Annotated in this window: 15 protein-coding genes and 1 riboswitch; of the genes, 7 read left to right on the top strand and 8 right to left on the bottom strand. The window is 66.4% G+C overall.

Going from position 1 to position 25,471, the window contains the following annotated elements; all coding sequences use genetic code 11:
* Nucleotides 1-2: 2 nt before the first annotated feature.
* Both cobW and ACNFHO_RS13555 read right to left on the bottom strand, forming a co-directional pair.
* Nucleotides 3-1,070, bottom strand: coding sequence for a cobalamin biosynthesis protein CobW (gene cobW / locus ACNFHO_RS13560; RefSeq protein ID WP_054893920.1), 1,068 nt, complete (start codon nt 1,068-1,070; stop codon nt 3-5).
* 98 nt (nt 1,071-1,168) lie between these two features.
* Nucleotides 1,169-1,367, bottom strand: a riboswitch (cobalamin riboswitch).
* Between the two features lie 45 nt (nt 1,368-1,412).
* Complete coding sequence (locus ACNFHO_RS13555; protein ID WP_054893919.1) at nt 1,413-2,294, bottom strand: LysR substrate-binding domain-containing protein; 882 nt, start codon at nt 2,292-2,294, stop codon at nt 1,413-1,415.
* A gap of 163 nt (nt 2,295-2,457) precedes the next feature.
* Here ACNFHO_RS13555 and ACNFHO_RS13550 point away from each other — a divergent pair, with 163 nt between their 5' ends.
* Nucleotides 2,458-3,105 (top strand): ankyrin repeat domain-containing protein, encoded by a 648-nt coding sequence (locus tag ACNFHO_RS13550; RefSeq protein WP_125930169.1) that lies wholly within the window; start codon nt 2,458-2,460, stop codon nt 3,103-3,105.
* A 206-nt stretch (nt 3,106-3,311) separates the two neighbouring features.
* Here the strand turns inward: ACNFHO_RS13550 and pobA are convergent, their stop codons facing one another.
* Entirely contained in the window at nt 3,312-4,496 is a 1,185-nt protein-coding gene (gene pobA / locus ACNFHO_RS13545) for a 4-hydroxybenzoate 3-monooxygenase (protein WP_416766648.1), read from the bottom strand.
* Between the two features lie 165 nt (nt 4,497-4,661).
* On the opposite strand from pobA, the gene ACNFHO_RS13540 reads away from it, so the two are divergent.
* The 5 genes from ACNFHO_RS13540 (at nt 4,662) to ACNFHO_RS13520 (ending at nt 8,871) form a co-directional block, all read left to right on the top strand.
* Complete coding sequence (locus ACNFHO_RS13540) at nt 4,662-5,546, top strand: helix-turn-helix domain-containing protein (RefSeq protein ID WP_063544460.1); 885 nt, start codon at nt 4,662-4,664, stop codon at nt 5,544-5,546.
* A gap of 53 nt (nt 5,547-5,599) precedes the next feature.
* Complete coding sequence (locus ACNFHO_RS13535; RefSeq protein ID WP_054893249.1) at nt 5,600-5,992, top strand: MerR family transcriptional regulator; 393 nt, start codon at nt 5,600-5,602, stop codon at nt 5,990-5,992.
* Nucleotides 5,993-6,012: 20 nt separating this feature from the next.
* Nucleotides 6,013-6,912 carry a hydroxymethylglutaryl-CoA lyase gene (locus ACNFHO_RS13530; protein ID WP_416766647.1) on the top strand — a complete coding sequence of 300 codons (900 nt, stop codon included), beginning with the start codon at nt 6,013-6,015 and terminating at the stop codon, nt 6,910-6,912.
* Nucleotides 6,913-7,032: 120 nt separating this feature from the next.
* On the top strand, nt 7,033-7,932 hold the full coding sequence (locus ACNFHO_RS13525) for a LysR family transcriptional regulator (RefSeq protein WP_125930170.1): 900 nt from the start codon (nt 7,033-7,035) through the stop codon (nt 7,930-7,932).
* Between the two features lie 144 nt (nt 7,933-8,076).
* Nucleotides 8,077-8,871 (top strand): class II aldolase/adducin family protein, encoded by a 795-nt coding sequence (locus ACNFHO_RS13520; RefSeq protein WP_416766646.1) that lies wholly within the window; start codon nt 8,077-8,079, stop codon nt 8,869-8,871.
* A 39-nt stretch (nt 8,872-8,910) separates the two neighbouring features.
* Here ACNFHO_RS13520 and ACNFHO_RS13515 read toward each other — a convergent pair whose 3' ends face one another.
* Entirely contained in the window at nt 8,911-10,371 is a 1,461-nt protein-coding gene (locus ACNFHO_RS13515; RefSeq protein ID WP_065863457.1) for an aspartate/glutamate racemase family protein, read from the bottom strand.
* Nucleotides 10,372-10,384: 13 nt separating this feature from the next.
* A complete protein-coding gene (locus ACNFHO_RS13510; protein WP_112898000.1) occupies nt 10,385-11,668 on the bottom strand; it encodes a dicarboxylate/amino acid:cation symporter in 1,284 nt (427 codons plus the stop codon).
* 181 nt (nt 11,669-11,849) lie between these two features.
* On the opposite strand from ACNFHO_RS13510, the gene ACNFHO_RS13505 reads away from it, so the two are divergent.
* Nucleotides 11,850-12,752 (top strand): LysR substrate-binding domain-containing protein, encoded by a 903-nt coding sequence (locus ACNFHO_RS13505; RefSeq protein ID WP_416766645.1) that lies wholly within the window; start codon nt 11,850-11,852, stop codon nt 12,750-12,752.
* A gap of 50 nt (nt 12,753-12,802) precedes the next feature.
* Here the strand turns inward: ACNFHO_RS13505 and ACNFHO_RS13500 are convergent, their stop codons facing one another.
* From ACNFHO_RS13500 to ACNFHO_RS13490, 3 genes are read right to left on the bottom strand one after another with little or no spacing between them, the layout of a single operon-like run.
* Nucleotides 12,803-15,781 (bottom strand): autotransporter outer membrane beta-barrel domain-containing protein, encoded by a 2,979-nt coding sequence (locus ACNFHO_RS13500; protein ID WP_416766644.1) that lies wholly within the window; start codon nt 15,779-15,781, stop codon nt 12,803-12,805.
* 45 nt (nt 15,782-15,826) lie between these two features.
* Complete coding sequence (locus tag ACNFHO_RS13495; RefSeq protein WP_416766643.1) at nt 15,827-16,813, bottom strand: alpha/beta hydrolase; 987 nt, start codon at nt 16,811-16,813, stop codon at nt 15,827-15,829.
* A gap of 60 nt (nt 16,814-16,873) precedes the next feature.
* On the bottom strand, nt 16,874-25,471 hold the full coding sequence (locus ACNFHO_RS13490; RefSeq protein WP_416766642.1) for an amino acid adenylation domain-containing protein: 8,598 nt from the start codon (nt 25,469-25,471) through the stop codon (nt 16,874-16,876).

Raw genomic sequence — 25,471 nt, 5'->3', positions numbered from 1 at the left:
GATCAGGCGCCCAGGGCCTGGCGCAGGCGCGCTTCCAACTGTGCCGCGTCGAGGTCCTGACCGATCAGCACCAGACGGGTGATGCGCGGCTCGTCGCTGCGCCAGGCGCGGTCGAAGTGCTTGTCGAAGCGCGTGCCCACACCTTGGATCAACAGGCGCATCGGCTTGCCGGGGATCGCGGCAAAACCTTTGGCACGCAGGATGCCGAACTCGGTGACCAGTTGCGTCAGGGCATCGAGCAGCAGGCTTTCGTCCGCTTCAGGCAGGTCGATGGAGATGGAGTCGAAGGCGTCATGATCATGATCGTCATGATCGTCGCCGTCGTGGTGCGAATCGTGGTGGGTGCGACGGCCATCGATATGCACTTCGGACTCGGCCCCTACGCCCAGCAACACATCCAGCGGCAGGCGACCGCTGCTGGCCTCGATCACCTTGACGGCCGGCGGCAGTTCTTCGGCGACTTCGGCGCGGACCTTGGCCAGGCCCTCGGCGTCGATCAGGTCAGCCTTGTTCAGCACCACCAGATCGGCACTGGCCAGCTGGTCGGCGAACAGCTCGTGCAGCGGGGATTCGTGGTCCAGGTTGGGGTCCAGCTTGCGCTGGGCGTCGACCTGGTCCGGGTAGGCGGCGAAGGTGCCGGCGGCCACGGCCGGGCTGTCGACCACGGTGATCACCGCATCGACGGTGCAGGCATTGCGGATTTCCGGCCACTGGAAGGCTTGCACCAGCGGTTTGGGCAGGGCCAGGCCACTGGTCTCGATGAGAATGTGGTCCAGGTCACCGCGACGGGCGACCAGCTCACGCATCACCGGGAAGAACTCTTCCTGCACGGTGCAGCACAGGCAGCCGTTGGCCAGCTCATAGACGCGGCCGTTGGCCTCTTCCTCGGTGCAGCCGATGCTGCACTGCTTGAGGATCTCGCCGTCGATACCCAACTCGCCAAACTCGTTGACGATGACCGCGATGCGTCGCCCCTGGGCGTTGTCGAGCATGTGGCGAAGCAAGGTGGTCTTGCCCGAGCCGAGGAAGCCGGTGACGATGGTGACGGGAAGTTTGGCCAGTGTTTTCATGTGGCGATGCCCTTGGCAGCAATGGTGCGGGCATGCGGGACGAAAGCCGCGGCCGACCGGCCGGACTCGCTCGCCACCGGATCACCCCGCCCGGTTGAAAGTCGAAAACGTTGCGAGGCAGGTCTCCTGGCTTGCACTGCACGACGTCCAGCCGTCAGGGCGACGCCTTCCCGCGCGTGGGCGCAGTGGCTATGTCGAACCTGTTCAGTGCTTACAGTTGCGGGGGCAGCCGCGGCTTGTACCGCGTTCCCGTCTTAGCTCCGGCAGCGCCGGAGAACCTCGAAGCGGCAAGGCTACGCAGTGGTGCGCAGGTGGTCAACCGTCTGACGCTGATCGGAGCCTTCAGATGCCATCCCCGGCCAGCAGCTCGGTCAGCACCTGCGCCAGGGCCTTGACCATCACGTCGGCCGTTGGCCGGTGGACGATGACAATCTCGTAGCTGTCCACCTCCGGCAAACCTTGCGCCGCCCCCAGCACCCGGTGCTCGGCGGTGGCCGCACGCGGCGGCAGCAGGCTCACGCCCATGCCGTCGGCCACCGCGGCCTGGATCCCGGACAGGCTGGAGCTGGTGAAGCTGATTCGCCAACGGCGGCCCATGCCTTCGATGGCATGGATCATGTCTTCGCGGTACAGCCCGCGCGGCGGAAAGGTGACCAAGGGTACCGGGTCAAGCTCGAAGGCCGGCATGCGTACGCTGTCGATCCATTGCAGGCGCTCGGGCCAGCAGGACACGCCCTCGCGGCTGTTGCGCCGCTGCTTGAGCAGCACCAGGTCGAGTTCGCCATTGTCGTAGGCCTGGCTCAGGTCGCGGCACAGACCGCTGGTGACTTCCAGCTTGACCTGCGGGTGCAGGCGGCTGAACGCCGACAGCGCATTGGTGGTTCGCCCGCCGACGAAATCTTCGGGCACGCCAAGGCGCACGGTCACACCAACCATGGCCCCGGCCAGGGCCTCGAGCATCTGGTCGTTCAGCGCCAGCATGTGCCTGGCATAGCCAAGCAGCGTCTGCCCGGCGTCGGTGGGCAGCACGTCGCGATTGCCACGCACCAGCAGGCGATGGCCGACCATCTCCTCGAGGCGTCGCACCTTCTGGCTGATGGTCGACTGGGTCGAATGCAGGCGCGCTGCAGCCGTGGTGAAGCTGCCGCAATCGGCGACCACGACGATGGCGCGCAACAGGTCGAGGTCGAACAGAGCCCTATTTGGTTTTACGCTGATGGACATGAGGGTATTCGGTTTTCAAATGACGAGCCTGACTTCTAGCATGGCCCTTCACGGCGGGCAACGTTGATGCATTCGGAAATCCACTACCGGTCATCCAGATAATTCGTTTCAGTCGCCGGCAACTTTTTCCCTAGGATGAGGTTTTGCCTCAGGAGCCCCACGCATGCGCCACACCCTCGCCGCCTGCCTGCTGGCCTTCACCTGCCTTGCCGCCCACGCCGAGACCACCTCCATGGATACCCGCCTGCTTTATGCCGCCCAGCGCGGCGATGCACCTGCCATCCGTCGCTTGCTCAAGGAACCGCTGGCGCTCGACAGCCGCGATGGCCAAGGGCGCACGCCCCTGCTGGCGGCCACCCACGGCAACCATATCGACGCGGCCAAAGTGCTGATCGAAGCCGGCGCCGATGTCAACGCCAAGGACAACATCCACGACAGCCCCTACCTGTATGCCGGTGCCCGCGGCCTGAACGAGATCCTGCGCCTGACCCTGGCCCACGGCGCCGACCTCGCCAGCACCAACCGCTACGGCGGCACCGCGCTGATCCCGGCGGCCGAGCGTGGTCATGTGGAAACGGTGCAGATACTGATCGACGCGGGCGTGGACGTGAACCACCTCAACCGGTTGCACTGGACCGCCTTGCTGGAGGCAGTGATCCTTGGCGACGGCGGCCCACGCCATGTGGACATCGTGCGTCGGCTGCTGGCGGCAGGCGCGGACCCTGCGATTGCCGACAAGGACGGCGTGACGGCGCTGGAGCATGCGCGGGCACGCGGGTATGCCGAGATGGTGGCGTTGCTGGAGCGTTGATGAAGCGCTGGTCGGTGGTAGGTGAAAGACAGTTGGCTCCCACAGGTAACACCACCGTATTCAGACGCTATGGGGCCTCTTGTGGGAGCGGGCTTGCCTGCGAAAAATACTCCGCGCTGCCTGGCACGGGCTACGCCCGTGTTCGCGGGCAAGCCCGCTCCCACAGGGGGATTGGGCTGGACTTTAGATTTTGAGGGGGGCAGTTGCTACACCTCCTCGTACGGCAAGCCCACATAATTCTCGGCAATGTTCACCAGGCCTGCCTCGGACGACAGGAAGTACTCCCGGTCGGCCTCCTGCATCTTCTGGTCCCAGGCATCCTTGTGCTCGCCAAAATCATGCAGCAGCTGGGTCATGAACCAACTGAAACGCTCGCCCTTCCAGACCCGCCGCAGCGCCAGCGGTGAGTAGCGCTCCAGCAGGTCGGTGCGACCTTCGCGGTAGACCTTGACCAGGATGCGATACAGATAGTTGACGTCCGAGGCTGCCAGGTTCAGGCCCTTGGCCCCGGTCGGTGGCACGATATGCGCCGCATCCCCCACCAGGAACAGGTGCCCGTACTGCATCGGCTCGACCACCAGGCTGCGCAGCGGCGCGATGCTCTTTTCCAGCGCGGGGCCGGTGACCAGGCGCGCGGCGACGTCCTCGGGCAGACGCGCCCTGAGTTCGTCCCAGAAACGCGCATCGGGCCAGTTCTCCACCCGCTCGTCCAGCGGCACCTGCAGGTAGTATCGGCTGCGGGTTGTGGAGCGCTGGCTGCACAACACGAAACCACGATCATGATGCGCATAGATCAGCTCGTGGTTGACCGGCGGGGTATCGGCCAGCAACCCCAGCCAACCAAACGGATAGACCCGCTCGTACTGCTTGAGCACGCCCTGTGGAATGCTCTGGCGCGAAACGCCATGAGAACCGTCGCAACCCGCGATGTAATCGCACTCGACGCGGTGCAACTGGCCGTCCTTCTCGTAGGTCACGTAGGGCCGCTCGTCCTTGAGCCCGTGCGGCTGCACGTTGCTGGCACCGTACACGATCGGCGCCCCGCTCTGCTCGCGGGCCTGCATGAGGTCGCGGGTGACTTCGGTCTGGCCGTACACCATCACCGTCTTGCCGCCGGTCAGGGCCTTGAGGTCCAGGCGTTGGCGGCGCCCTGCCACCAGCAGTTCGACACCCTCGTGCACCAGCCCTTCACGGTCCATGCGCGCCGACACCCCGGCTTCGCGCAGCAGGTCAACGGTGCCCTGCTCCAGCACACCGGCGCGGATACGGCCAAGCACGTACTCAGGGGTCTGGCGTTCGAGAATGAGCGTGTCGATGCCCGCCTTGTGCAGCAGTTGACCAAGCAGCAGGCCAGAAGGGCCGGCGCCAATTATTGCAACCTGGGTTTTCATTGTTGTTGTCTCGCCTTGTCGATGCCGTACTGGCGGCAGCCGGCATACGTTATTCGGGTTAGCCCCTGCATTTTTACTGGCGCAAAAAGCTGAAAAGGTGTCATATCCGATGGAAAATCTGCACTTTTCAAAATTCCGTGCGATCAGCGCACAGGTGTCCCGACCATGAAATCCTCCCTTCCCGGCGTACCGCTGTTTCAGCTCTATGGCGAGAACCACGCCTGGCCCGGCACCGATCTGCTGCACTGCGAATCGATCCCCGCACGCAGCCGCCTGCACCACTGGGAGATCAAGCCGCACCAGCATGCGGAACTGTTCCAGTTGCTCTACGTGCAGCGCGGGCACGCGCTGGTGGAAATAGAAGGTCGACGCAGCGAGATCCACGAGGCGGCGATCCAGGTAGTGCCACCGCTGACGGTGCATGGCTTTCGCTTCAGCGCCGACATCCAGGGCCATGTACTGACCTTCGGTACGGCGCTGGTGGCCGACCTCGAGCAACGCCTGGGAGCACCACTGGCGGTGCTGGCATCGGCGGCCTGCTACCCGCTGGGCCGCGACCGCACGCGCCTGCGCGGGCTGATCGACACCTTGCAGCAGGAATACCAGGGCAGCGCACCCGCTCGCGCCGCCATGCTGCAGGCGCTGGTGACCGCCCTGATGGTGTGGATCAGCCGCCGCCAGCAACTGGGCCAGGCACCGCGTAATCGCGACGAGCGCGACCGCCACCTGCTCGGGCACTACCTGCGCCTGGTCGAAGCGCATTACCGCCAGCACCTGTCGGTCGATGAGTTCGCTGCACGCCTGGGCATCACCAGCCTGCAGCTCAACCAGCTGTGCCGCGCGCTGAGCGGGCAGACCGCGCTGCAGGTGATCCACCAGCGCCTGCTGCTCGAAGCGCGGCGCAACCTGACCTACACACGCATGAGCATCGGCCAGTTGTCCGACAGCCTGGGTTTCAGCGATCCCACCTACTTCGCACGCTTCTTCAAGCGCCTCAGCGGCCAGACGCCCAATGCCTACCGACGCAGCGGCACTGCGCAATCACCTTGACGTATACGTCAACCTGCCTTTAGCTTACTCACATTCCACCCCCGAGCCCGAGCATGAGCAGCCAGACCTACAGCATCTCCGACCTGTCCCGCGAGCTGGACATCACCACCCGCGCCATCCGCTTCTACGAGGAGCAGGGTCTGCTGAGCCCCGAGCGTCGCGGCCTGGAGCGTATCTATTCGGCGCGTGACAAGGTGACCCTCAAGCTGATCCTGCGCGGCAAGCGCATCGGCTTCTCGCTGGCCGAATGCCGCGAGCTGATCGAGCTGTACGACCCCAGCGGCGGCAACCTCAAGCAGCTCACCAGCATGCTGGCCAAGATCGCCGAACGCCGCGCGCAACTGGAGCAGCAGATGCTCGATATCCAGCAGATGCACCTGGAGCTGGACACCGCCCAGGAGCGCTGCGAGCAGGCGCTGGCCGCCACCCTGAACAATAACCGCTGATTCGCCACAGGAACCCCGCCATGTCATTGCCCGCACACGTGCGCCTGGTCGAAGTCGGCCCGCGCGACGGCTTGCAGAACGAAGCCCAACCCATCAGCGTCGCCGACAAGGTGCGGCTGGTGGACGACCTCACCGACGCCGGGCTCTCCTACATCGAGGTGGGCAGTTTCGTCTCGCCCAAGTGGGTGCCGCAAATGGCTGGATCGGCCGAGGTGTTTGCCGGTATCCGCCAGCGTGCCGGGGTGACCTACGCAGCCCTGGCGCCGAACTTGCGCGGTTTCGAGGATGCACTGGCAGCCGGGGTGAAGGAGGTGGCGGTGTTCGCCGCGGCGTCCGAGGCGTTCTCCCAGCGCAACATCAACTGCTCGATCAGCGAGAGCCTGCAACGCTTCGAACCGATCATGGACGCCGCGCACGAGCACGGTATCCGGGTCCGCGGCTATGTATCCTGCGTGCTCGGCTGCCCTTATGAAGGCAAGGTCAGCGCCGAGCAGGTCGCCCCGGTCGCCCGGGCCCTGCACGACATGGGCTGCTACGAAGTGTCGCTGGGCGACACCATCGGCACCGGCACCGCCGGCGATACCCGACGCCTGTTCGAGGTGGTCTCGGCGCAGGTGCCGCGCGAGCAGCTTGCCGGCCACTTCCACGACACCTACGGCCAGGCCCTGGCCAATGTCTATGCCAGCCTGCTCGAAGGGATCAGCGTGTTCGACAGCTCGGTGGCCGGGCTCGGCGGCTGCCCCTACGCCAAGGGCGCCACAGGCAACATCGCCACCGAAGACGTGCTGTACCTGCTGCAAGGGCTCGGCATCGAGACCGGTATCGACCTGGACAAACTGGTCGCCGCCGGCCAGCGCATCAGCGACGTGCTGGGGCGTGCCAACGGCTCGCGGGTGGCACGGGCGCGCAACGCCCGCTGACGCTCGCCACGGGCGGCGAAGGCCGCCCTGCTTGCCTCGCTCGTCGAACTGTGACAATCCCGACCATCAGGATTATGCTCTGCGGGTATGTCCTCCAGTCTCAATATGTGAGCGCCGAATATGAAAATCGATGACATGGACGCCTTCGTGGCCGTCATCCGTTGCCAGTCGACCAACCTTGCCGCCGAAGCGCTGCAACTGACGCAGCCGGCCATCACCCGGCGCGTGCAGAACTTCGAGGAAGACCTCGGCGCCACCTTGCTCGACCGTAACACCAAGCCACTCAAGCCCACGCCCATGGGCCTGCGCGTGTACGAGCAGTGCAAGGCCATCCTGCGTGAAATCGACGCCCTGCGCGAACTGGTGGCCAACGATGGCGCGCCGTCCGGCACCCTGCGCCTGGGCGTGCCGCAGACACTGGGCGACGTGGTGCTGCTCGAGGCCCTGGCGCAGATCCGCCAGGCCTACCCAGAGCTGCGCACCCAGGTCACCAGCGGCTGGGGCAGCAGCCTGATCGCACGCATGGAAAACGGCGAGCTGGATGCCGCTGCGGCCCTCTTCCCACCGGGCAAGATCTTCCCCGAGGGCATCGCCAGCCATTCCATCACGCGTATGCCGTTGCGGGTGGTCGCGGCCAAGGGCAGCGCCGGCAAGCGCAGCTACAAGTTGCGCGACTGCTATACCCGCGGCTGGGTGCTCAACCCCGATGGTTGCGGCTTTCGCGCCGGGCTGCAGCGCGCATTGAGCGAACAGGGGTTGTCACTGTCGATCAACCTCGAAACCTTCGGCACCGAGTTGCAACTGGGGCTGGTCGCCAACGGCCAGGGCCTGGGCCTGGTGCCCGAACCGCTGTTGCTTGCCAGTCGCCATCGAGACCTGCTGGATATCGTCAACGTCAGCGATTTCAAGCCGCAAGTCGACCTGTGGCTGTTCCATCCACGCTACCTGGGCAATCTCCAGGAGCCGGTGGAGCTGTTCGGCGCCGTGGCAGGCACCCGCCTGAACAGCGCAGCGAGCTGACCCGGCTAAATGATCACCCTGCATAAAAACAAAAAAGATAATTCTTAAAACGAATAATTAGCATAGAACCAAAAAGACTTTTACAGCGTTGCGCCAGACGCCTACGGTCCTGTTCACACCGTACTGCTTGCACTGGAGCACCGCATGAGTTCACTGTCCGTCGTACCTCCCAGCCAGGAGGCCGTGCGCCTACGGGTCAGCGCCGAGGAATGGGAGGTGCGGGTCAAGCTCGCCGCCGCCTATCGCCTGGCGGCCCTGTTCCGCTGGACCGACCACATCTACACGCATTTCTCGGCACGGGTTCCCGGCCCGGACGAGCACTTCCTGATCAACGCCTTCGGCCTGCTGTTCGACGAAATCACCGCGTCGAACCTGGTCAAGGTGGATGTCGACGGCACGATCATCGACGACCCGCTGGGCCTGGGCATCAACCAGGCCGGCTACGTCATCCACAGCGCCATCCACCGCGCCCGCCCCGACCTCAAGGCCGTACTGCACACCCACACCCGCGATGGCGCGGCGGTCTCTGCCCAGCGTGACGGCCTGTTGCCGGTCTCCCAGCATGCCCTGGCCTATTACAGCCGCCTGGTCTATCACGACTACGAAGGCGTCGCGCTGGACCTGGATGAACAGCAGCGCCTGGTGGCCAACCTGGGGCAAAGCAATATCCTGATCCTGCGCAATCATGGCCTGCTCACCGGCGGCATCAGCGTCGAGCATGCCTTCCGTGAGCTGCACGGCCTGGAGCGCGCCTGCAACATCCAGATCGCCGCACAGGCGGGTGGCAACGACCAACTGCAGTACGCCTCCCCGGCGGCGATTGCCAAGGTGCATGAGCAGTCGAAGCGCTTTTCCGACGGGCTTGGCGAGGGAATCCAGCGGCACTGGGATGCGTTGATCCGGCAACTGGATCGCGAGGGGCGCGATTACCAAAGCTGACCACAGCCCCTCCTGCGGCAGCGGGCATGCCCGCTGCGCTTACCTCAGCCCTCGCGCCAACGCCACGCAGCGGCGCGCCAGCACGTCGGTCGGGTCCACCAGTGCCACCTGCACCCCGTCGATGGGGAAGCCATCGGCCTGGGCCAGAATCAACGGCAATTCGGTACAACCCAGGATCAACACCCGCGCGCCCTGCCCGACCAGTTGCCCGGCGCCGGCCAGCAGGTCATCCCGACACTGCCCTTCGGTAAATCCCGCCTTGACGCCTTCCTCACCATAGATCGCACGCATCACCCGCGCCTGCGCCGCATCGTCCGGCACCAGCAACGACAGGCCGACGCGTTCGGCCGCCGCGTGATAGACCCCACTCTGCAACGTGCCCGAGGTCGCCAGCAGCCCCACCCGCACCTCACGACCATAGCGGTGCAGAATGAAATCGATGGTCTCGCTCAGCATGTTGACGATCGGCACCGCCAGATGCTCCTGGATCCGCTCGACATAGGCATGCGCGGTGTTGCACGGGATCGCGATGGCATCGGCGCCCTCCTCTTCCAGGCGGCGACAGGTCGAGTACATCGCCACGGTCGGGTCGGCCTCCTGGCGCAGCAGGTTGGCGGTGCGATCGGGAATCTGCGGGTTCTGTTCGACCACCATCCTGATATGGTCCTGGTCACGCCCGGCCGGGGTGTTCTTCACTACCTTGCCCATGAAATCCACGGTCGCCGCCGGCCCCACGCCACCGACGATCCCCAGCTTGAACGGTGCAAGGCTGGGCACCGAATCGGTGGCGCTGGCGAAGTCGGCATACACCTGGTTGGCATCGACGCAGTGAATGCCACGGCGCATCAGCTCCGGCGCCAGCAACGACAGCTCGGTCATGCCCGGCAGCAACAGCGTCGCGCCCTGGCCCTCGAGCTCCAGGCAAACCTGATGCAGCAGCTCCAGCGCCACCCCATCCAGATGTCCGGCCTTGATGCCTGCAGGCCCGTACACCGCCTCCATCAACGCCGCCTGCTGCACCGGCGAGGGATGGATCAGCTCGTAGTCGTCGGCAAGATGCCGCTCGAACAACCCCGAAGCGCGCACATAGTCCGAAGCCAGCACGCCCAGGCGCGCACCGGGCGGGGCGATGTGCGCCACATGGGCCTTGAGCGCCGCCATCAGGTCGACGATGGCGATCTGCAGCTCGGCGCGCAGTTCGTCGATGAAGGTATGGCTGGCGAAGCACGGCACCAGCACGGCGTCGGCACCGCTGTCGGCATAGCCCTGGCAGACCTGGAACACGTAGAGCTTGCGCGAGGTCATGCTCGCGCCCGCGCTGAGCGGCAACGCCAGGTCCTTGAACGGGTGCTGCTCGAACAGCAGGTGGTAGCGGCCCTGTTCGGCCAGCAGGGGCTGGCTCTTGAGCAGCTTGAGGAAAAGATCGCCACCGGCCAGCGAGCCGAGGCCACCGATGATGCCGAGGGTGCGCGCGTTGGCGGTCTTGCGTGGGCTTTTCATGGGACGGTCCGGATCAGGCGTGGGTGGCAGGTTTCAGCGCAGGTTCGACAGGCGTCGGGGCATCCTCATGGCGCCGTTCGAGGTCGGCGATCACCGCCGTGGCGATGCTGTTGCCCACCACGTTGGTCGCGGTACGGCCCATGTCGAGGAACTGGTCGATCGCCAGGATCAGCAACAGCCCGGCCTCGGGCAGGTGGAACATCGGCAGCGTGGCCGCGACCACCACCACCGAGGCCCGCGCCACCCCGGCCATGCCCTTGCTGGTGACCATCAGGGTCAACAGGATCAGCACTTGCTGGGTGAAGCTCAGCTCGATGTTGTAGGCCTGGGCGATGAACATGATCGCGAAGGCCTGGTACATCATCGAGCCGTCGAGGTTGAAGGAGTAGCCCAGCGGCAGGACGAAGCTCGACACGCGCTTGGGTGCACCGAATTTCTCCAGCGCATCGATGGTCTTGGGGTAGGCCGATTCGCTGCTCGCAGTGGAGAACGCCAGCAGCACCGGCTCGCGGATCAGCTTGCCCAAGGTGAACACCGGGCGCCCGAGGAAACCGTAGCCCACCGCGAACAGCGCCAGCCACAGCAGCAGGATGCCCAGGTAGAACTGGCCGATCAGCTTGCCATAGTCGAACAGCAGGCCGATGCCCTGGGTGGTGACGGCAGCGGCCAGCGCGGCGAAGACGCCGACCGGAGCGAACATCATCACGTAGTCGGTGATGCGGAACATCACCTTGGCCAGCTCGTCCACCAGCTCGCCGATGCGGGTGTTGCCACGTTGCTTGACGAACGCCAGCGCCAGCCCGAAGAACAGCGAGAACACCACGATCTGCAGGATCTCGTTGTTGGCCATGGCTTCGGCGATGCTGCGCGGGAACACATGGCTGATGAAGGTCTTGAGGCTGAAGTCCCCGGCATTGACCGCCACCGCGCTCACTGCCTGGCCCGACTCCACGCTCAGGTTCAGGTGGGCGCCAGGCTGGAACAGGTTCACCAGCAGCATGCCCAGGGCCAGGGAGAACACCGAGGCGCTGACGAACCAGATCATCGAGCGCAGGCCGATGCGCCCCACCGAACCGGAATTGCCCAGGCTGCTGATCCCTGCGACCAGGGTGGCGAACACCAGCGGGGCGATGATCATCTTGATCATGCGCAGGAAGATATCGGTGACCAGGCTGAAGTAACCGGCAATCTGCTTGGCGGCGTCGGCGGAGCCTGCGTAGGTGTTGCACAGCCAGCCGACGACGATGCCGAGCAGGATCGCCACGGCGATGTAACGGGGTAGTTTCTTGTTATTCATCTCGACCTCTGTCTGTCGAATGCGGGAGGGACAGCAACAGGCTACGACGCACGGCCGGGGCAGTTGATGAGGATGCGCGATGGGTTCATGCGTAATTCGCATAGTTGTCGAATGGCGGTGAATTCGCGGCGAAGCGAGGATAAAATCCGGCATTGAACCGCGCCCCCACAGGCCCACCACCATGCAGACCAAATGGATCGATGACCTGCTGGCCATCGCCGAAACCAAGAGCTTTTCCCGCGCGGCCGAGATCCGCTGCATCACCCAGTCCGCGCTGTCGCGACGCATTCGCTCGCTGGAGGAATGGGTCGGCGTCGAGCTGGTCGACCGCAGCACCTATCCGGTGCAACTGACCGCCGCCGGCAAGACCTTCTGCGACGAAGGCCGAGACGCGCTGTCGATCTTCCATGACCTGCGCTCGGCGCTGCGCCGCGGCGAGCGCATGCCCGGGCGCTCGATCCAGGTGGTGGCCGGGCACACCCTGTCGATGACCTTCCTGCCCACCTGGTTCGCCGGTTTCCAGCGGCGCTACGGCTACTTCAATGCGCGGGTGCTGGCCGCCAACGTGCAGGAGGCGGTCATCGCTCTGGCCGAAGGCAGCTGCGACCTGATGATCGGCTACAGCCACCCGCGTGCACCGATCATCCTCGACCCCGACAAGTTCGTCGGTCTGCGCCTGGGCAGCGATGCCTTCTTCCCGGTGTCGGCGCCCGACGCAGATGGGCGCCCGCTGTTCGCCCTGCCGGGGGCAGCGGGCAAGCCCATCCCCTACCTCGCCTACACCTCTACCTCGTTTCTCGGGCGGGTGGTGGATGTGCTGCTGCAGGGCAACGCGCAACCTCACCTCAAGCGCTTCTACGAAGCCGACATGGCCATGCACCTGATGCGCATGGCCCGCGAAGGCTATGGCATCGCCTGGCTGCCGGAGTCGGCGGTCGAGGAGGAACTGGCCAGCGGTCGGCTGGTGCGCGCAGGCGGGGACGAGTGGAGCGCGGAACTGGAAATCTGGTCATTCCGCTCGATCGGCAACAGCAACCCGACCATGCTCGAGCTGTGGAAGTCGCTGGAACACGACCTGCGCTGAAACGCTGCCGGGGCCTTTGCGGCCCCGGCTTCAGGTGTATCGACGGGCGATCAGAACGTCAACTGCCATTGCCCCATCACGGCGTGGTTGCGCGCATTGCTGCCCAACTCGCCGTTGTAGCCCAGGCCCACACTCTGCCGTGCACTGAGCCCCAGCTCCAGCCCGGCCTCGACGATCAGGCTGTCACGGTCCAGCGCACTGCCCTGGACGCTGAACGCATCGCCGCCGGCCAGGAACGCCTGGCGCGTGCGGGTGTCGAGGTTGCCATAGGTGTGGCGCCAGCCCAGGCTGGCGCGGGGCGTCAGGCTCATGCCGTTGTCCAGTTGCCCCAGGTGTGCGATGCGCACGCCGAAGGTACTGGTGACGTTGTCCTGCGTGTCGGCATCCACCGCCAACGCAGCATCGCCGCCCTTCTCGCGGTAGCTGTCGCGGTGATAGCGCTGGTAGCCCAGGTTGGCGAAAGGCTCGGCGCTCAAGCGCCCACTGCCCAGGGCATAACCCAGCTCGGCGAAGGCCTGCTGGCTGTCGGCATCGTAGTTGCCCTTCAGCCGCTCATCGAAGCCATCGAAGGCCACGCTGCGCTTGCTGTCGCCGTCATGGCTGCTGTACGCCGCGCCCAGGCGCAGGGCCAGCGGGCCACTCTGGCGTTGGGCGTAGAGGCCGGCATGCCAGCTGCGCACCTTGCCGTCCAGGCCGCTGGCGTCCAGGCGGGTGCGCGAGTAGCCGCCCAGCACGCCCAGGCGCCAGTCGCTGCCCACCGCCCAGTCCAGGCCCATCACCGCGCCGCCGGTGCGCTGTTCCAGGCTGCTGGCGCCGTGGCTGCCATCGACCTTGCCGTAGCTGCCCAGCGCCTGGCCCCACACTCGCCCCTGGGCGTTCGGGTCGTTGAGGTTGCGCACGCCCTGGGGCAGGCCGGTGGCGGCGAGCACCGGGGTGTCCTGCTGATCCAGGCCCACCAGCAACCCGGCATTGCTGCCCATCGATTGCAAGGCGCCGAGCATGGTGCTGCCCACCTGGGCGCTACCGGCCAGGGTGGCCGCAGCGAGGCTGGCGGTGTTGCTGCCCGACAGTTGTTCGATGGCATTGCCCGCGCTGGCGTTCGAGGTATTGAGCAGCGCACTGTACAGCGCACTGCCGCTGCCCAGGCTCGCCAGGCTGCGCGCCGCAGCGCCAGCGTTGGCGCTGCGGGCGAACTGGTCGAAGGCGACGTCGTTGCGGGTGTAGGTCAGGCCTACCGACTGGCTGCTGTAGCTCAGTTTCGGGGTGAGGAAGGCGTAGTCGCTGGTGACCTGGCCAAAGGTGCCGTTGATCGCACCGGCGTTGAGCACGGTGTACTGGCTTTGCCAGGGGTACTGGCCAGGCGTCGGCTGGATGCGCAGGGTGGCACCGCCCAGATTGGCGGTACCGGTGACGGTGATCGGCGCGCTGCTGCCGTCGGCGTTGACGCCATAGACCAGGCTGGCGCCCGAATCGAACTTCAGGTCGCCCTTGACCGTGGCCACGCCCAGCCCGGTGTTGGTCAGCATCGTGCCCCTGACGTCGAGGCCACCGACCACACCACCGCCCGCGTAGGTCGCCCCCCGGTCTACCCGCAAACTGCCGAGCACGCGGCCCTGGTTGACCAGCGCCGCGCCCTGGGTGATCTCGCCACCCTGGCTGAAATCGTTGACGCTGCTCAGCGTCCAGGTGCCCCCGGAGACCAACAGCTTCTCGAAGTTGGCGCTGTTGCCGAACTGGCCACTGCCCTCGAGCTGCAGCGTATCGACGCCATCGCCCGCATCCACCAGGCCATTGAACACCCCACCGGTACGCACGATCAGACGATCGTCGCCACCGCCCATGCTCAATGCCAGGCCGTTGCCGCCGCTGATGGTGCCGCTGTTGATCACGGTGTCATCGAAGTTGCCGACCAGCTTGATGCCGAAGCCGCGCTCGCCACGAATGGTGCCAGCGTTGTCGATGGTGGTGGCGCCGACACCCGAGCCTTCGGCACCGTCGTCCACCAGGATGCCGTTGTCGACGCTGCGGATCAGGCCGGTGCTGATGTTGGTGACCGTACCGCCACCCATGGCGATGCCTTCGCTGCCGTTGGGCCGCCCGCCGCTGTCCACGCCCTTGGCGCCCAGGCCCTGGATGGTGCCGGCGTTGTAGACGTGGCCGATGAAGTCGATATCGACGCCGTCGCCATCGCCATTGATCTTGCCGTCGGCGATGGCACCGGTGATGGTGCCCCAGTTGTACACGGTGCCGGTACCGTCGGAGCCGAAGCCCGAGCCGTTGCGCCCGGTGACGCTGGCACCGGCATAGTTGTAGAGGGTGGCATCGGTCTTGAGGTCGACGCCGTGACGGTCGGCACTGATGCTGCCGTAGTTGTACACGGTGACGCCGGTCGAAGTGCCGATCTTGATGCCGTCGTATTTCTGGTCCAGGCCCTTGGCATCCTGGGGCGCGGTGTCGGTGTAGATACGCCCGTAGTTGGTGATGGTGGCGTTGGAGCCGGTCTTGATCGCGTCGTTGCCCACGGCGTGGATCACGCCGCTCGCCTCGTTCACCAGGGTGGTGCTGAAGCCTGGGTTGTTGAGGGCCTCAAGATCGATGGCCTGGCCATCGTTGATGGACTCGATGGTCCCGGCGTTGCTGATCTTGAGGCTGCCGCCCGCGCTGGGGTTGGTCTGGAAACGGATACCGTCGTTGGTACCCTGGATCAGCGCCCCGGCGCGGTTGGTGATGACGAAGAAGCTCTGGTCGGTGCCGCCATCCTTGGTGTCGATACCACGGGCCACGGTGGAGCGAATGATCCCGGCATTGTCGACGCTGACCGTGGTGCCGCTGGTCTGCTTGGGCAGGATCACCCCGTCGTCGGCACCCGAGACGATGCTGCCAGTCGGCGTCACCTTGAGCGTGTCGCCCTTCTTGAGTTCCAGCGTGCTGGTACTGGCATTGCCAACCTGGTAATCGGTGGCATTGGCGGCCAGGGCAGCACTGGCCAGGGCGACACACAGGGCCAGACGGTGCGGCGTGAAATGCATGTTGGGGCGACCATTGTGATTGTTGATGGCCGGCCAATATGGCTATCAGATATTACCGTTTGATTGACAACCCGCGCCGACCGCCTTCAACCAGCGCCCCACTTCGGCATAAATCCCCTCCACGGCCTCGACCATCCCCTGCATCCGCAGGAAATCGTGGGTCAGTGCCTCTTCCACCCGCCACTGCAGCGGCACGCCGGCCTTTTCCAGGGCGTGCGCCCAGGCAACACCTTCATCGAGCAACGGATCATGCCCGGCCAGGGCCATCCAGGTGGGCGCCAGCCCTTCGAGCGCCGTCAGGTGCAACGGCGACACCCGCCAATCGAGGCGCTGCGATGGGTCACGCACGTAGTGCCGGTAGAACCATTCCAGGGTTTCGCTCTCGAGCAGGTAACCCTCGGCAAATTTCCCATGGGACGGCCGCTGGCAACTGATATCGGTGACCGGATAAAACAGCAACTGCGCCAACGGACGCAACGCCGCCTTCTCCGGCTGCTGCGCGGCCACGGCGGCGACGACGATGGCCAGGCTGGCCCCGGCGCTGTCGCCACTGACCACCACCCGGCGGGCATCCAGGCGCTGTGCCTCGCCGTGTTCCACCAGCCAGCGGGCACTGGCCAGGGCATCGTCCGCAGCCGCCGGGAAGGGTGCTTCCGGCGCCAGGCGGTAGGCTGGCGCGAGGACCGCAAAATCGCTGCATATCGCCAGGCGGCGACATACCGCATCGTGGGAGTCCAGGCTGCCGACCACATAGCCGCCACCGTGAAAATACAACAGCACCGGCTGCAGACCGTCCACCGGCGACTGCCGACGGTACAACCGTGCCGACAGCGGTTGGCCGTCACCATCCACCATCTGCAGGTGCTCGACCTGCAGGTCATCAGGCGGGCTGGGGTCGAGCACCTGGGAGCTGCGCTCGAATTCGGCACGGGCCTGCTCGACGCTCATCTGGTGCATGGGTTGGCTGGCACCGGTCAGTCGGCCCAGTTCGACCAGTTCGAGAAAACCGGCCAGGTCAGGATGCAGAGACATTGGGAAAATCCTCGGAAGACGCGATACGGGCGCCCGCCTGTGCGGCGGGCGCCCGAGGTTTCAATGACTGAACGTCGGGGCTAGGCTGTCGCGGATATCCGCCAGTACGCTGGGGTGCTGCAGCAATTCGAAGTGCCCTGCCGCCACCACCGCACTGGCCTGGCACTGCCCGAGCGCCGCCTCGAAACTGGCACGCTCGCGGCTGCCGACGCCTTCGCCCCACCAGCAGCGCGCTTCGGCCGCCACCGCAGGCAGGCTATGCAAGGCCTCACCCAGGGCTTTCAGGCGCATGGCCACGACGAAGGTGTGGGCCAGGTCCTGTGCCTCGATCCGGGCATACACCTCAGAGGTACTGCCCTGCTCGCGCAGTTGCCCGATCTGCACCGCCAACGCATCGGCGTCCAGTTGCGTCAGCGTTGCGGGGTCGAGCGCCGCTGCGGGCGCATCGCCCAGGGTGACCGCCACGAAACCGTGGAAGTCGTCACGCCAGTCGCCGCCCGGTGCGGCCAGCCCCGGCAGGTAACTGTCCACCAACCCCAGCAGGCTGACTTCGCGGCCGAGGCGGATCAGCTCGGCGGCCACCAGCACCGCCAACGGCCCACCCAGCGACCAGCCCAACAGCCGCAGCGGCCCTTCGGGCTGCTTGCGCAGCACGACCTGGGCGTAGTCGCCGGCCATTGCCGCCAACGAGCTGTCCTGCCACTCGCGGTCCAGCAGCATGCGGCATTGCAGGCCATAGACCGTGCATTGCCCATCCAGGTGGCGGGCCAGTGGCTCGTAGTCGAACACCGTGCCGAAGCCGGCATGCAGGCAGAACAGCGGCGAGCTGCCGTCGACGATACGGTTGAGCGCCAACAGCGGATCCGGCGCCTGCGGCTTGCGTTCGCTGCCGCACAGTTGGGCGATGGTCGGTTTGCTCATGATGTCGCGCAGCTTCAGGCTCAGGCCCAGCTCAGGTGCCGCGCGGACCTTGCCCAGCACCTTAAGCACGCGCAGCGAGTCGCCGCCCAGTTCGAAGAAGTTGTCGGTGATCCCCACCTGGTCGAGCTCCAGCACCTCCTGCCAGATACGCACCAGCGCCTGTTCCTGCGGCGTACTGGCCGGCACGTGCTCACGCGCCTTGAACTGCGGGTCAGGCAGGGCCTTGCGGTCGAGCTTGCCATTGGCGCTCAGCGGCAGCGCTGCGAGCAGTATGATCTGCGCCGGGACCATGTAGTCCGGCAGTTCATCGGCCAGGTGCGCACGCAGGCTTTCGGCCAGGTTGTCACCCGCCTCGGCCACCACGTAGGCGACCAGTTGCTTGCTGCCATTGACCTCCCGCGCGACCACCACGGCATCGCGTACCTCGGCCCGCCCACGCAGGCGCGCCTCGATCTCGCCCAGCTCGATACGGAAACCGCGGACCTTGACCTGGTTGTCGAGGCGGCCGAGGTAGTCGAACACGCCATCGGCGCGACGGCGCACCAGGTCGCCAGTGCGGTACAGACGCCCGCCCGCCTGCCCGAACGGGTCACAGACGAAACGTTCGGCCGTCACGTCCGGACGTTGATGGTAGCCGCGCGCCAGACCCTCACCGCCGATGTAGAGCTCACCGGCAACCCCGTCCGGCACCGGATTGAGTGCAGCGTCCAGCACATACAAGGTGCGCTCGCCGACGCGGGTGCCGATCGGTGCGTACACCGCCTCGCACGGTTGGTTGGCCGCAACGCGCCAGAGCAGCGGCGTGACCACGGTTTCGGTCGGGCCGTAGCCATTGGTCAGCGCCTGCGGGCGCAGGTTGCGGCGCACCAGGTCGTAGTTGGCCTGCGCCACCGCATCGCCACCGAAGCAGTAGATGCGCACTGCCGGCGGCTCGCGGCCTTCGGCGTACTCGGCCAGTTGTTGCAGGTAGGCCGGCGGGAAGCAGGCGATGTCGATGCGCTCGGCATGCAACGCTCGCCAGGTCTGTTCGGGCGTCCACAGTTCGCCCGGACGGATCACCAGGCAACCGCCATTGCTCAGGGTCGACAGCCAGCGCTCCTGGGCGCCATCGAAGGCGAACGACATGAACAGCAGCTCGCGGGTGCGCGCGTCCATTTCGTAGCGCTCGGCGATCGCCGCGCAATGCATGGCCAGTGGGCCATGGGTGACCGCCACGCCCTTGGGCTTGCCGGTCGAACCCGAGGTGTAGATCAGGTAGGCCAGGTTGTCGGGCGACACCGTCGCGGCGCCACGGGTGATGCCCGCAACGTCGAGGTCAAGGCTGTCGAGGGTCAGCCAGTTCACCCCCTCGCGTTGCGGCAGGCGCGCCTGCACGCTGTGCTCGGTGAGGATCAAGGCAGCGTTGCTGTCCTGGAGGATCCAGTCCAGGCGCTCGCGGGGGTAGTCGATGTCCAGCGGCACATAGGCGCCACCGGCCTTCATCACGGCGTAGAACGCCACCACCATGTCCACCGAGCGCTGCAGGGCCACGCCCACCCGCACTTCCGGGCCGACACCCTGCGCCACCAGCAGCTCGGCCAGGCGGCTGGCCCGCTGTTCGAGTTGGGCGTAGGTCAACTGGCGACCGGCACACACCAGCGCAACCTGCGTCGGGCGCTCGCGGCTGTGGCGGGCGATCTGCTCGCCCAGCAGCGCCGTCGGCGCCTGCCCACCCAGGCGGTTGGCTTCGACCAACTGCCGCTGCCCGGCCTGATCGAGCAGGCCGAGATTGCCAAGCCGAGCCTGCGGCTGGTCGAGCATCGCCTGCAGCAAGGTCTCGAAGCTGGCGAGGATCTGCTCGACGCTGGCCGGCGTGAAACGCCCGACCAGATAGAGGAACTCGATCTTCAGGGTCGCGCCCAGGTGCACCGCGAGGTCCATGGCGTAGTTGGTCACGTCACGCGTGCTCACCTGGCCGAACTGCAACTGTTGGTCCTGGGCCTGGGCGAGGCGCTCGTCCACCGGATAGTTCTCGAACACGATGATGCTGTCGAACAGGCCACCGGCGCCCTGCCCGGCCCAGCGCTGGATATCGGCCAGCGCCGTGTGCTCATGGTCGCGCACCTCCAGGTTCCAGGCCTGCAGGGCCTGCAGCCATTGGTCCAGCGGCTGCTGATCGGACAGGGTCTGGACGATCGGCAAGGTGTTGATGAACAGGCCTAGCATTTCACCCGAACCTGCCAGCTCCGCCGGGCGCCCGGCCACCGTGGCGCCGAAGCACACTGTCTGCTGCCCGGTATGGCGCTGCAACAGCAGCAGCCAGGCCGCCTGCACCAGCGTGTTGGGGGTCACCCGCAATTGCTGGGCGACCTCGCGCAGGCGTTGGGTGCGTGCGCCATCCCAGTCCAGGTACAGCGCCGCATGGCCTTCAGCCTGCGCATCGGCCGGCAACGGCAGGCTGCTGCTGAGGCTGGTCGGCCCCTCCAGCCCTGCCAGGCGCTCGCGCCAGAAGGCTTCCTGACGCGCTGCCGGCTGCGCGCGCAACCAACCGATATAGTCGCGGAAATGCCCGCGCTTGGTGGGCAGCGGATGCCCGGCATAGCACTCGAAGACCTCGCCCATCAGGCGCGAATTGGACCAGCCGTCCATGAGGATATGGTGGCTGGTCCAGATCAATTGGGTGGTGTCGTCATCCAGGCGCACCACGCTCAGGCGTGCCAGCGGCGCCTCGAGCAGCTCGAAGCCACGTGCACAATCCTCATCGGCCAGCGCCTGCAAGGCGCCTGGCTCGACGGTGCGCTCGCGCCAGTCCAGGCAGCGCGCCGGCAGGCTGCCCTGGCGGTAGACCACCTGCAGCGGCTCGGCCAGGTGGCTGGCGGTCCAGAAGCCGGTACGCAGGATCTCGTGGCGCGCCACCACCTGCGCCCAGGCGGCGATGAACGCCTCGGCGTCGAGACCCTTGACCTCGATGCTGGTCTGGTTGATGTACAGGTTGGCCGCCGATTCCTGGGTGTGGAACAGCATGCCCAGCTGGGTCGGCGATAGCGGGTAGATGTCCTCGACCTGCTCCAGCAGGCCTGGGAAGCGCTCGAGCTGGGCCTGATCGAGCCCGCACAGCGGGAAATCCGAAGGCGTCGCGCCGCGCACCGGCAGTTCCACGCAGTGGCGCACCAACGCGCCAAGCTGCTCGATGTAGCGCTCGGCCAGGGTCTGAATCTCGTCGGAGGCGAACTGCGCACGGCTGAAGATCCAGTTCAGGCTCAGTTCGCCGCCATACAGCTGGCCATTGACCGTCAGCCAGTTGCCCAGCGGTGCATCCTCGCCCTGCTCCGCCCCGGCAGACTCGTTTGCCGGGGTGAACAGCGCACCATCGTCCACGGCGAAACTGCCATCGAACTGGCCCAGGTAGTTGAAGGTCACCCGCGGCTGCGGCAACGCCGCGAGCAGCGCACGCACCTGCGGCTCGCCGTAGTAACGCAGCGCCCCGAAACCGACGCCGCGATGCGGAATGGCGCGCAGTTGCTCCTTGACCTGCTTGATCGAGGCCCCCAGCTCGGCAGCCGGCGTCAGGCACACGCTGAACATCGAACTGAACCAACCGACCGTACGGGTCAGGTCGATGTCGTCGAACAAGGCTTCGCGCCCGTGCCCTTCCAGTTGCACCAGGGCGTGCTCGTCACCGGTCCAGGCCACCAGGGTGCGCGCCAGGGCCGTCATCAACAGGTCGTTGATCTGTGTACGATAGGCCGCAGGCGCCTGCTGCAGCAATTGTCGGGTCAGGGCCGCGTCCAGCCGCACCTGCACCGTGGCGGCGTCGCGATTGAGCAGAGGTTGCGTCGGCGCGGCTACAGGCCAGTGCACCTGCACCTCGCGCAGACGCTCCCAGTACGCAAGCTCCGCCTGGCCCTGCTCGCTGTGCGCATAGCTTTCCAGGCGCTCGGCCCAGGCCTTGACCGAGCTGGTGCGTGGCCCGAGGTCCGGTGCCTGGCCAGCCAGGCTCTGCTGGTAGGCGCTTTGCAGGTCGTCGAACAACACCCGCCACGACACGCCATCGACCACCAGGTGGTGGATCACCAGCAACAGGCGCTGGCTGTCGTCGCCAAGGGTGACCAGCACGGCGCGGACCAGCGGGCCGTTGGCCAGGTCGAGGCTGCGCTGCACCCGCTCACCCAGGGCTTGCAGGGCGTCGGGCTGTACCCCCTCGACCCGCTCCAGCAACGTACCGACCGTGGTCACCTCACGGAATTGTGCCTGCCAATTCCCGTCCACCTCGGTGAAGCCCAGACGCAGCGCGTCATGCTGCACCAGCAGCGCCTGCAAGGCGCGCTCCAGGGCATCGGCGTCCAGCGCCCGGGTCGGCTGCAGCAACACCGATTGGTTCCAGTGTGCGCGCTGCGCCAGCGGCAAGGCGAAGAACGCCTGCTGGATCGGCAGCAGCCCCGCCCGGCCGGTCACCGGCCCCTGCTCGGCCTCCTGGCCCCCGGCCTCGATGCGCACTGCACCGGCCAGGCCCTGGATGGTCTGGTGGCGGAACAGGTCCTTGGGCGTGAAGCGGATACCGGCCTGCCGCGCGCGGCTGACCACCTGGATGGAGATGATCGAGTCGCCACCCAGTTCGAAGAAGTTGTCGTTGACCCCGACCTGCTCCAACTTGAGCACGTCCTGCCAGATCCCGGCGAGGGTCTTTTCCACGGCGCTCTGCGCCGCGACATAGGCCTGTTTCGACTGGCCGACCGCAGGGTGCGGCAGCGCACGACGTTCCAGCTTGCCGTTGGGGCTTAGTGGCAATTGATCGAGCAGCAGCAGGTGCACCGGCACCATGTAGTCCGGCAGCACCGCACCCAGGCGCTCGCGCAGGGTGACGCGCAAGGCTTCGGCCGCCGCGTCGTCCGCCACTGGCGTGCTCGGCACCAGATAACCGGCCAGTTGCAGGCCACCGGCACCCGGCACCGCCAGCACCACGGCTTCGCGCACTTCGTCCTGCTCCATCAGCCGAGCTTCGATCTCGCCCAGCTCGATGCGCAGCCCGCGAATCTTCACCTGATGGTCGATACGCCCCATGTACTCGATCACCCCGTCGGCGCGGTAGCGCGCCAGGTCGCCGGTGCGGTACAGCCGCTCGCCGTCGCCGAAGGGGCTGGCGACGAAGCGTTCGGCGGTCAGCCCCGGACGACGGTGATAACCCCGCGCCAGGCCGGTGCCGCCCAGGTACAGCTCGCCTACCACACCCACCGCCACCGGACCGAGGCCGGCATCCAGCACGTAGGTCTGCAAGTTGGCGATCGGCTCGCCGATCGGCACGCTGTCGCGGCCTTCTTCGCGGCAGGTCCAGTGGGTCACGTCGATGGCCGCTTCGGTCGGGCCATACAGGTTGTACAGCCCGGCATTCGGCAGCTTGTCGAACACTTGGCGCTGGGCATCCACCGGCAGCGCCTCGCCGCTGCAAACGATACGGGTCAGGCTGGCGCAGCCCGCCACCGCCGGGTCGGCGACGAAGGCCTGCAGCATCGACGGCACGAAGTGCAGCGTGGTGATGCGCTCGCGGCGAATCAGCTCGATCAGTTGCGCCGGGTCGCGGTGCAGCCCCGGCGCGGCGACTACCAGGCAAGCGCCGGTCATCAGCGGCCAGAAGAACTCCCACACCGACACGTCGAAACTGAACGGGGTTTTCTGCAACACCCGGTCCCCGGCAGTCAGGCCATAAGCCTGTTGCATCCAACACAAACGGTTGGTCAGCGCACGATGGCGGTTGCCCGCGCCCTTGGGCTTGCCGGTGGAGCCGGAGGTGTAGATGACGTAGGCCAGGTTCTCGCCAGTGACCTCGATCACCGGCGCCTGCTCGGCATAACCGCTCAGCGGCTGGTCGAGCAACAGGCACTCCAGGCCCTGCGGCAGCGGCAACTGCTCGCGCAGGTGCGACTGGGTCAGCAGCAATTCGATGCCGCTGTCCTCGATCATGTAGGCCAGGCGCTCGCGCGGGTATTCCGGGTCCAGCGGCACGTAGGCGCCACCGGCCTTGATCACCGCCAGCAGCGCCACGACCATTTCCACGCTGCGCTCGGCCGCCACGCCCACCAGCACGTCCGGGCCCACGCCCGCCGCCTGCAGGCGGTGCGCCCACTGGTTGGCCAGGGCATCGAGCTGGCGGTAGCTGAGCTGACGTTCGCCGAACACCAGCGCCGTGGCGTCCGGCGTGGCCTCGACCTGACGCTGGATCAGCGCCTGGACGCTGTGCTCCAGCGGGTACTCGACCGCCGTGGCGTTCCAGCGCGCCAGGGTGTCGCGCACTTCGTCGGCAGCGATCAGCGGCAGGTCGTCCAGCGTGCAGTCGAGGTTGGCGACCATCGCCTGCAGCAGGTTCTGCCAGTGCCGGGCCAGGCGCTGCGCGGTCGCCGGCTCGAACAGGTCCAGGGCGTAGGTGAACTGCGCATCCAGCGCATCGCCCTGCTCCAGAATGTTCAGGGTCAGGTCGAACTGGGCGGTATGGCCCTCGCTCTTGAGGTTTTCGATACGCAGGCCGGACGCCTGGGCGCCGTCACCGCCAGCGCCCAGCGCCGCGCCACCCTGGTGATTGAACATCACCTGGAACAGCGGGCTGTGGCTGAGGGTACGCTGCGGGCGCAGTGCTTCGACCAGTTGCTCGAACGGCAGGTCCTGGTGCGCCTGCGCGCCCAGGGCATCGGCCTTGACCTGCTGGAGAAACGCCCGCACGGTCGTCTGCCCCGAGATCTCGACGCGCTGCACCAGGGTGTTGACGAAGAAGCCGACCAGTCGCTCGGTCTCCATGCGATTACGGTTGGCCACCGGCACGCCGATGCGCAGGTCGCGCTGGCCACTGTAGCGGTACAGCAAGACCTGATACGACGCCAGCAACAGCATGAACAGGGTGACGCCCTGCGCCTGCGCCACACTGCGCAGTTCACGGCACAGCTGCGCCTCGAGCTTCACCTCCAGGCTTGCGCCGCGCAGGCTCTGCTCCGCCGGGCGCGGATGGTCGAACGGCAGCTCGAGCACCGGATGCTCGCTGCCCAGGCGTTCGGTCCAGTAGGCCAACTGACGCTCCTGCTCACCGGCCTCCATCCACTGGCGCTGCCACAAGGCGTAATCGGCGTACTGCACCGGCAGCGCCGGCAGTTGCACGGTCCGCCCTTCGCACGCGGCGGCGTACAGCTGGACCAGCTCGTCGATCATCACCTGCATCGACCAGCCATCGGTGACGATGTGGTGTTGGGTGAGCACCAGCACATGCTCCTGCTCGCCGAGCCGCAACAGCTTGACCCGCAACAGCGGGCCGGCCTGCAGGTCGAAGCGGCGCTGGATCTCCTCCTCGACACACGCCTGCAACTGCGCCTGGCGTCGTTGCGGCGCGTCGTCGAGGGCCAGGGTCTGCTGCTCGATCCCGGCCCAGTTCGGCGCATCGATCACCTGCAGCACCTGCTCGTCATCCTGGACGAAGCGGGTGCGCAAGCTTTCATGACGGGCCACCAGCGCGGCAAAGCTGGCATCGAGCGCAGCGATGTCGAGCGCGCCCTGCAACTTCAGGGCGGCACTGATGTGATAAGCACTGCTCTCGGGGCTCATCTGCCAGAGGAACCACTGCCGCTCCTGGGCATAGGACAGCAGTTGTGGTTCCTCGGGCTGACGCTTGAACACCGGCGCGACGCTGAACAGATTGATGTTCTTGTGCTTGAGCATCACCGCCAAGGCCTTGCGTTCCTTCGGCGACAGCTCGCCCACCCTTTCAATCAACGCTTTCAC

The organism is Pseudomonas sp. NY15374 (assembly GCF_048068255.1).
Lineage (GTDB): Bacteria > Pseudomonadota > Gammaproteobacteria > Pseudomonadales > Pseudomonadaceae > Aquipseudomonas > Aquipseudomonas machongensis.
This window is presented reverse-complemented; position numbering and strand designations above follow the sequence as displayed.